9 protein-coding genes are annotated in these 8853 nt (G+C 64.9%); 8 read left to right on the top strand and 1 reads right to left on the bottom strand.

The genetic code is table 11. From position 1 onward, the window contains the following. From MLGJGCBP_RS49155 to MLGJGCBP_RS49120, 8 genes are all read left to right on the top strand, one after another. A partial coding sequence (locus MLGJGCBP_RS49155; protein ID WP_328799674.1) for an FAD-linked oxidase C-terminal domain-containing protein occupies positions 1-297 on the top strand: 297 nt, incomplete at its 5' end. Further along, on the top strand, positions 294-686 hold the full coding sequence (locus MLGJGCBP_RS49150) for a hypothetical protein (protein ID WP_236581668.1): 393 nt from the start codon (positions 294-296) through the stop codon (positions 684-686). The genes MLGJGCBP_RS49155 and MLGJGCBP_RS49150, both read left to right, overlap by 4 nt. A gap of 503 nt (positions 687-1189) precedes the next feature. Next, positions 1190-2938, top strand: a complete 1749-nt coding sequence (locus MLGJGCBP_RS49145) for a sigma-54-dependent Fis family transcriptional regulator (RefSeq protein WP_160103112.1) — start codon at positions 1190-1192, stop codon at positions 2936-2938. Between the two features lie 370 nt (positions 2939-3308). Next, positions 3309-3554 (top strand): hypothetical protein, encoded by a 246-nt coding sequence (locus MLGJGCBP_RS49140; RefSeq protein ID WP_160103110.1) that lies wholly within the window; start codon positions 3309-3311, stop codon positions 3552-3554. 526 nt (positions 3555-4080) lie between these two features. Then, positions 4081-4626, top strand: coding sequence for a hypothetical protein (locus tag MLGJGCBP_RS49135; protein ID WP_160103108.1), 546 nt, complete (start codon positions 4081-4083; stop codon positions 4624-4626). 7 nt (positions 4627-4633) lie between these two features. Continuing rightward, positions 4634-5065: a Fur family transcriptional regulator gene (locus tag MLGJGCBP_RS49130; protein WP_160103106.1), complete on the top strand. Its 432-nt coding sequence runs from the start codon at positions 4634-4636 to the stop codon at positions 5063-5065. Positions 5066-5112: 47 nt separating this feature from the next. Next, positions 5113-7368, top strand: coding sequence for a catalase/peroxidase HPI (gene katG, locus MLGJGCBP_RS49125; RefSeq protein ID WP_160103104.1), 2256 nt, complete (start codon positions 5113-5115; stop codon positions 7366-7368). Between the two features lie 377 nt (positions 7369-7745). Beyond that, on the top strand, positions 7746-8306 hold the full coding sequence (locus tag MLGJGCBP_RS49120; protein WP_442972149.1) for a recombinase family protein: 561 nt from the start codon (positions 7746-7748) through the stop codon (positions 8304-8306). 70 nt (positions 8307-8376) lie between these two features. On the opposite strand, the gene MLGJGCBP_RS51215 is transcribed toward MLGJGCBP_RS49120, so the two are convergent. After that, a complete protein-coding gene (locus MLGJGCBP_RS51215) occupies positions 8377-8850 on the bottom strand; it encodes a hypothetical protein (RefSeq protein WP_236581666.1) in 474 nt (157 codons plus the stop codon). Positions 8851-8853 lie beyond the last annotated feature (3 nt).

Below are 8853 nucleotides of genomic sequence, written 5' to 3'. Positions count from 1 at the left end.
GACCGCCACCACCTTTTCGTCGGCACCTTCGGGCACGCCGCGGACGGAAACCTCCACCCCACGATCGTGTTCGACGCAGCTGACCCCGACGCCTCCGACCGCGCCTACCGCGCCTTCGACGAAATGGTCACCCGGTGCTTGGCGCTGGGCGGATCGATCACGGGGGAGCACGGCGTCGGTGATCTCAAACGCAGCTACCTCGAAACGATGGTAGGCACGCACGAGCGAGGTTTGATGCGTCAGATCAAGGCCGCGTTCGACACCGCCGGGATACTCAATCCAGGGCGCGCGATATGACTGCCACCCAAGCTCCCGGCATGGACCTGTACCCGTCCCGATCGCGGATCGCGATATCCACGCAGTCGTCGCCCGATGCAGTTCAAGCCTGCGCACATATCGATCCAGTAGTCCTCCCGTCGGCCCGGCCCGAGGAGAACGACGACTTCGTACTGGACTTCGCGGCCCGATGGGTGCATTTCGGCGGTGGCAGCGCCGAAGACATCTTCATCGCCTTCGGGTGGAACGAGGCTCGGTACTTCGAACGCCTGCGATATCTGGCCACACGCCGATTCGTTGCCATCGATGACTTCCTCCGTCAACGACTTCTCGCCGTATGCGCCGAACGGCTACCTCCAGTGAGCACACCGGTGACCATCCCCGACGAAAGGCCACGACGATGCCAGTGAACCCCGTCCCGCGACCACAATGCCCTCCCGCCCCCGAACCGCAGCGGCCCCCGGTGTCGAGCACGCTCACCATGACCGACCTCCTGTGCACGCTGGAAGCCCTCACCGGGGTCCGCCCGCGGCCCGCCGCCCAGGACACACAGCCGTCAGGTAACCGGCCCCAGCCCCGCCGGTAGGAAGCGTCTGAATCCGCCCGGAATCTCATTACCCGGCCTGAACCAACTCAGGCTGCAGATCTAGTCGTGGTGAGCGCCCACCGGGGGCACGCCCTACCTCAACAGGCCAGCCGGCGCCCTACGCACCACGCGTGCGACAGGCCGGTGGCTCGCCCACCCCGGGATGACACCCTGTCTCCCGTCGTACCACCGTGAGTGCGTCGAGGACGTCGGCCCACCTGGGGATTCACGCGCCACAGGCCTGTGTCTCATACTGAGACCCGTATCACATTGAGACGCCGTACGCTCGTGTCAGCAACCGGTGGAAGAACAGGGCGTAAACAAACCATGACCACCAAGGACCTACAGGTAGCACGCGAGCGTTTTCTCGTCGAGCATGATCTCGACAGCTCCATTCGGCAGGAAATCTACTCCTCCTGGCAGCGGTCGAAGTCACTGAAAGTGGAACCCGATCAGCTCGATCTCCCGTTTGTTCGAGAGCCGAACCTGGACTCTCCCCTCGTCACGGCCGCCGGACCGGTCCTGAAGCAGCTCGCGGACGGACTGGTGGACGAGCCGGTCAGTGTCATACTCACATCGGCCGACGGCGTGGTACTGACCAGGATCGCCTCCAGTCGGCGACTCAATCGCACGCTCGATGCGGTCAACCTGGCCCCGGGTTTCAGCTACTCGGAAGAATTCGCAGGTACCAACGGTATCGGCACTGCCCTCGAGACCCGACAACCAACCCTGGTCACCGGCGCCGAACACTACGTCGGCTGTCTCGGACAACTGGCATGTGCCGGTGTCCCGATCACCCACCCGATTTCCGGCGCCCTGGTCGGCGCGCTCGACCTCACCGGCTGGGTAGAGGACGGGGGCCCACTGCTGGCCACCCTCGCCAAATCCGCCACCGCCCAGATCGAAGGCCGCCTCCTCGAGCAGGCCAGTGCCGAGCAAACCGCACTGCTGAACGCCTACTTGAAGGCTGGCCGGCGGGCACCGCAAGCGGGAGTCCTCGCGCTCGGGGACGATCTGGTCCTCCTCAACCGTCGCCTGCGCCTGGCACTGGACGCCCAAGACCAAGCTGCACTACTCGAGCACGCTGTCGATCTGACAGGTGCGCCTGCCACGCATCGACACATCGTCGCCCTCCCCAGCGGACAGTCAGCGCGTCTGTCGTCCGTCGAGGACTTCGGATTTGGATCGCGACGGCAGATGGCATTGTTCTACGTACATCTCCTCGACACCCCCAACTCCGTGGTCCCGGCAGCCGAGAAACCCGACATCCTGCCCGGCATCACCGGCAGCAGCGCGTCCTGGCGCCGCAGCTGCCAGCAGATCGCCCGCTGCGCCCGCGAACAACAGTGGGTCACGGTCTCCGGGGAGCCGGGAAGCGGTCGCACATCAGCCCTCAAAGCAGTTGCTATCGCCCATATTCCGATCCGCACCCGAATCTTCGATGCGACGGAGCTGTCGGGGGACAGTAACGCCATGGCGGCCCTCCGGCAAGAACTCGAACAGGACCGCTTCAGCATCATCCTCCGTGACATCGACCTGCTCGACGAGGAGCATCAGAGGGCTGTCGCCGACCTCATCCCAGGACGCGAACACGCCGGCTGGATCGCTGTGACCATCGGCGCTGCAGTGCACAACACCGATCTCGACACACTGATCCTCCCCCATTTCAGCCACACCGTGCCCGTGCCCGCGTTGCGCCACCGCATCGAGGATCTCCACGACCTGGTGCCGCTCCTGCTCCGTCAACTCAGCCACGGAGCAGAGCTATCCCTCTCACCCGTGGCGATGCGTCAACTGTGCAAGTACAGCTGGCCCGGAAACGTCAGCGAGCTACGGCAGGTCCTCCACGAGGTGGTGCAGCGGCAACGCTCCGGCATCGCCGGAGTCGAGCAGCTCCCACCGATGTGCCGGGCGCTGAGCCGACACATGCTCACACAGATCGAAGCCCTGGAACGAGACGCCATCGTCCGCAGTCTCGAGGCGAACCACGGTAACAAGAAGGCGGCCGCAACCGCGCTCGGGATCTCACGTGCCACGATCTACCGGAAGATCAAGGAATTCGGAATAGGCTTGTAAAAAGCGTTCCCCGAGCCTGACTGGCGGTCACCACGGCGACGTGAAGCCACTCTGCCATCGCTCATCACCGGTAGAGCCTGCGCCGTGGTGGTTCCCCTGCGCCGGCGCCGGATCTCTCACTCCCAGAACCCACCACCGACGGGGAACCCGTCCGAATCGCGTCCGATCGGGCGTGCATCGCCGTCTGTCGTCGTCATCCAGTTCGCCGGGCAGCACCACCTTCCGTGTCCGGAAATGAGACGGCCGTCACACAGATTCCGCCGGATCATGGGAACACAGAGATGGTGCACCCGGTACGAAACTCGAAGGCATCGTTGCCGACTCCACACCGAGGCTGCGCACTACCGAGGCAACCGAGAAGGCGATTCCGATGACGACGAACCCGCACACCCTGCCCACAACGACTGCGCGAGAGCACTCCGGTAGTGGTCGGGTCTGGCTGGTGGCTCCACTGTGCAACACGGCCGCCCCCACCGACCGTCCTCCCGTGCGCGATGACCTGATGCGCACCTGGCTGCCGGACGGCGACGCTACCTACCGCAGCTCCGACGGCCGCCGCCGAGCCACCTGGGCGCAGCTGCATTCGCAACACGATCTGGTGGAGGTGACGTCATGACCACCCTGACCGACACCATCTGCTCATCTGCATCTCGGTACCCAGGGGGCGCATTCGACGAGCGGCTCGCACGCGAGGACGCTGCCGAGGACGCTCTGCGCTTGGCTCCTGACGACCGCGTCACGTGCCCGCTACACCATCGGTGGATCCACCAATGTGTCGCGTCGCCAACCCATATCAACGCAGTGACTCGACACCGTTGGTGCCGACGCTGCGCCGTCCCCCTGCCCGTGATCATCGACGAGATCGCGGGAACGGCCACCATCGACTGCCCTCGATGCGGCGACGGGAGCAGCCCGGCCACCACCCGCCTGATCACCGCATGCCGCGCCAGTCTCGCTGCCTCGCGGAACGAGGCGCACCGACGGTATGACCCCGATCTTGCTACCTACCGCGTTCGATCAGCGCCGACAACACCCGCCCAGTCCCCGAGTCCCGCAACCCGCTCACCAGCGCCGGCCGAAACGGTGACGTAGGAGTGCCGGTCGGTGGCCAACGAATCCGAAGAACAGGCGAGGTGAGCTCAGTGGCCGACGATAGGCCGAATACGTTGCACACGAATCCTTCTGAGTACCAGTACCTTCTCGACCACGCCTACATGGGTGCGTTATTCGCGACGACAGTGTTCGACCTCCTTCTCGATGACACCCAGTACTCACACCATCGAGGGGACTTGAAACAACTCCGGGACGTCGAATCGACCCTGCACCACCAACTCGCCTCCCTGTTCACCGATCGAGCCGCCGCGCCGCTCATGGACACCGACACTCGGGCCGAAGACTATGCCCGTTCGATCGGAAGGCTGGGATGGGGCGAAATAATAACGGCAACAATATCTTTTGGCAACGCTTCCCTCTGCCGGTTACATCAACTGCGGGCGCTGGCACCGCAACCGGACCGGCCGCTCTACTCCACCCTCATCCGTCTCGAGGGGGAACTGATTGCGCTGGCCGAGGACGCCACCGATCACCGCCGCAACACACGACAGTTCAGTCTACTGCCCGGCATCCGCCGCCATGAGCGTCTCAATATGACTCACGATCTTGATCAATTACAGAAAGCCGGGGCATAGTCTGCCCGTGTCCTCGACCATGGATTTCGCACGACAGCTGCGACTCGCCGACCTGCGTGTGACCCAGCCCCGGGTGGCGGTATTGGACGCGGTGCAGGCCAATCCCCACGCCGACACGGAGACGATCCTCGCAGCGGTACGCGGCGTTCTGCCCCGAGTGTCTCAGCAAGCGGTGTACGACGTGCTACACGCCGTCACCGCCGCCGGGTTGGTGCGGCGGATCCAACCATCCGGATCCGTGGCCCGCTACGAGTCGCGAGTCGGCGACAACCACCACCACCTGGTGTGCCGGTCCTGCAAGGCCATCGCGGACGTCGACTGTGCCGTCGGTGACACGCCCTGCCTGACCGCGCCTGACGACAACGGATTCCGTGTCGACGAGGCGGAGGTCATCTTCTGGGGCCTGTGCCCCGACTGCTCCACCTCCCACCCCACCTAGCCGATCAACGAACCACAGCCCGAAGTACCCCTCTTGGAAGGAAAGCCGTGCCCGACAACACCCAAACCCTCGCGGAAGAGCACCCGCCGATCGCCGAGGCCAACACCGAACCCGCACAGAGCGGCGGCTGCCCCGTTGCCCACGGTCAGCTCAAGTACCCCACCGAAGGTGGTGGCAACCGTGACTGGTGGCCGAACCAACTCAACCTGAAGATCCTCCAGAAGAACCCCGCCGTGCGCAATCCCATGGACGAGGACTTCGACTACGCCAAGGAATTCGCGTCCGTCGACCTCGAAGCCCTGAAGCGGGACATTGAGGAGGTCATGACCACCTCACACGAGTTGTGGCCCGCCGACTTCGGGCACTACGGGCCCCTCTTCGTCCGCATGGCCTGGCACGCCGCGGGTACCTACCGCATCACCGACGGCCGCGGCGGAGCGGGAGCCGGCATGCAGCGGTTCGCGCCGCTCAACAGCTGGCCCGACAACGGGAACCTCGACAAGGCGCGCCGGCTGCTGTGGCCGGTGAAGAAGAAGTACGGCAAGACGGTGTCGTGGGCCGACCTGATGGTTTTCGCCGGCAACGTCGCACTCGAGTCGATGGGCTTCGCGACCTTCGGCTTCGGCGGCGGCCGGGTGGACCGGTGGGAGCCGGAAGAGGACGTGTACTGGGGCCCGGAGCTCACCTGGCTCGGCGACGACCGCTACACCGGTGACCGGGACCTCGAAAAGCCCCTCGGTGCAGTCCAGATGGGTTTGATCTACGTCAACCCCGAAGGACCGAACGGCAACCCGGACCCCCTCGCAGCGGCCACGGACATCCGGGAGACGTTCCGGCGGATGGCGATGAACGATGTCGAAACCGCCGCCCTGATCGTCGGAGGCCACACCTTCGGCAAGGCCCACGGTGCCGGCCCCGCCGACCACGTCGGCCCGGAGCCCGAAGCCGCGCCGCTCGAGGAGCAGGGCCTGGGCTGGAAGAGCTCCTTCGGCACAGGTAAAGGCAAGGACGCGATCACCAGTGGCCTCGAGGTGACCTGGACACCCACCCCGACCACGTGGGACAACAGCTTCCTCGAGACCCTGTACGGCTACGAATGGGAGCTGAGCAAGAGCCCCGCCGGAGCCAACCAGTGGATGGCGAAGGACGGCGCCGGAGCCGGCACCGTCCCCGACGCCTTCGACCCCTTGGTGCGGCACGCCCCCACGATGCTGACCACCGACCTCTCCTTGCGGATCGACCCGGCCTACGAGGAGATCACCCGTCGCTGGCTCGACCACCCGGAGGAGCTCGCGGACGAGTTCGCCAAGGCCTGGTACAAGCTGACCCACCGTGACATGGGCCCGATCGCCCGCTACCTCGGGCCGCTGGTCCCGCAGGAGACCCTGCTGTGGCAGGACCCCATCCCGGCCGTGACCCACGACCTCATCGGCGCCGACGACATCGCCACCCTCAAGGCGCAGCTCCTGTCGTCAGGCCTGACTGTCCCACAGTTGATCTCGACTGCGTGGGCGGCGGCGTCGTCGTTCCGCGGCAGCGACATGCGCGGCGGCGCCAACGGTGGTCGTATCCGCCTCGAGCCGCAGGCGAGCTGGGAGGTCAACAACCCCGACGAGCTCGCGCAGGTGGTGCGCACACTCGAGGGCATCGCGGAGTCGTTCAACTCCTCCCAGACCGGGAACACCCGGGTGTCGTTCGCCGACCTCGTCGTGCTGGGCGGAACTGCGGCCGTCGAGCAGGCCGCCAAGAACGCCGGCCACGACATCGAGGTGCCTTTCACTCCGGGACGCGCCGATGCCACGCAGGGCCAGACCGATGTGGAATCCTTCTCCGCACTCGAGCCGACTGCGGACGGGTTCCGCAACTACCTCGGGAAGGCTCACCGGCTGCCCGCCGAGTACCTGCTGATCGACAGGGCGAATCTGCTGAACCTCAGCGTCCCCGAGTTGACGGTACTGATCGGTGGCCTACGGGTGCTGGGCGCGAACCACAACCAGTCGTCGCTCGGCGTGTTCACCTCGAACCTTGGGTCGTTGACCAACGACTTCTTCGTGAACTTGCTCGACCTGGAAACGGAGTGGGCGCCGACGTCTGCGAACTCGGGCATCTACGAGGGCCGCGACCTCGCCACCAATGAGGTGAAGTGGACCGGCAGCCGCGTCGACTTGCTGTTCGGGTCGAACTCGGAGCTGCGCGCTCTGGCCGAGGTCTACGCCGCCGACGACGCGAAGGGGAAGTTCGTGCAGGACTTCGTGTCCGCGTGGGACAAGGTGATGAACCTCGATCGGTTCGACCTCCCCTGACCCACTCGTGCCACCGGGTGCGGCACCCCGCGAGCTCACCGCCGCGGGCTGCCGTACCCGGTGGCACGGTTGTGCCACCCTCACAACGAGTCGGACAGGCCTAACTCTCGGCCCCGTGGCAGGCGTACCATCCAGTGATCTGATCGTCCTGTGCGGCAGTGCTTTCACAGGGGCCGGGGAGTGCGGGATCCAGTAATCGGGAATGGCGAATAGGGAATGGTGCTCGTGATTCTCACACTACCCAGGGCTCACATCTCGACGCTCGCTCACTGACGGTCGAAGTCAGACCGCTTGCTTATGCAGCCCACTTCCGATAAAGAATGTCAACAGTAGGCTGCACTGATGCGTGAATTGCCTGGTCGTCGTGCAGGCGTCATCTGAAACTGACATTGGGGTACCTGAGAGTGTCAACCGCCGATCAGTCGTTGGATCTTCAGAGAGACGCTCTGGCGGCCGAGAACTGTTTACGCGTGTGGGAAGAAGTTGCTTCAGGCGCGCAGAAGGAGCGCCCGCAGCTGCAACAGGCTCTCGACAGCCTCCGCGTCGGCGACACCTTGGTGGTGTGGAGACTGGACCGGCTTGGCCGCTCGCTGAGTCATCTCATCGAGACGGTAGGACTCATCGAAAGCAAGGGGGCGGCCTTCCGGAGCCTGACCGAGGGTATCGATACCTCCACGCCCACAGGACGATTGGTGTTCCACATATTCAGCTCTCTCGCAGAATTTGAACGTGAGTTGGTCAAGGAACGCACCTTGGCCGGCCTCGCCGCAGCGCGCGCTCGTGGCCGGGTCGGTGGCCAGCCAGCCAAGATCACCCCTGCCAAAGCACGCCAGATCCTGCGAATGCTTGAGGACGGCACACCGAAAACTGAGATCGCCGCCGTCCTCGAAATCGGACGAGCAACCCTCTACAGACATCTTGCGGAAGCGTCGGATTGATGCGGCGTCCCCACCGTTGTTGATTCGGGGTGAGCGGCGACTCCTGAGAAGACGTCGCGGGGGGTGCGCGTTACCTACTCATTCGTCGTCGGGGCCTGGGCTGTGTCCCCTCGCCGCGGGCGCCGCGGGCGGTTCGTTTCACGTTCGCCCCGGTCCTCCGAGTTGCGGAAATGCTCTTCCTGGGGCGCGCCTTCCGCTCGTCCTCGTCCTCGTCCTCGTCCTCCTCGTCCTCCTCGTATTCGTCCTCTTCGTCCTCCTCCTCGAGTTCAACGTCAGAATCGAGGACGTGATCGCGGCCGACGCCACTGACCTCATTCGCTCGTGTTGAAGGTGTACTCGCTGCGGCCTCGCGGGCAACTTCGATTGCTTTCTCACGCTGACGGGCCAGCTCGTCCTCAGGAATGGCCAAGATCTCAAGCGCAGAGGCCGGTACGGGACGACCCAACCGTTCAGCGCGACGTTTCGCCGAGCGCGCCGCTGCGTGTGCGTCTCGCGCGTACTCGATGGGTTCTAGGTTGGCGATCTGCTCTCGAAGAGTGCTCATCGT

Source organism: Rhodococcus sp. T7 (assembly GCF_009872365.1).
Lineage (GTDB): Bacteria > Actinomycetota > Actinomycetes > Mycobacteriales > Mycobacteriaceae > Rhodococcus_F.
This window is presented reverse-complemented; position numbering and strand designations above follow the sequence as displayed.

Coding starts and splice junctions, on each gene's coding strand:
- MLGJGCBP_RS51215 (WP_236581666.1), bottom strand. CDS start 8,850: ATGAGCACTCTTCGAGAGCAGATCGCCAACCTAGAACCCATCGAGTAC.
- MLGJGCBP_RS49150 (WP_236581668.1), top strand. CDS start 294: ATGACTGCCACCCAAGCTCCCGGCATGGACCTGTACCCGTCCCGATCG.
- MLGJGCBP_RS49145 (WP_160103112.1), top strand. CDS start 1,190: ATGACCACCAAGGACCTACAGGTAGCACGCGAGCGTTTTCTCGTCGAG.
- MLGJGCBP_RS49140 (WP_160103110.1), top strand. CDS start 3,309: ATGACGACGAACCCGCACACCCTGCCCACAACGACTGCGCGAGAGCAC.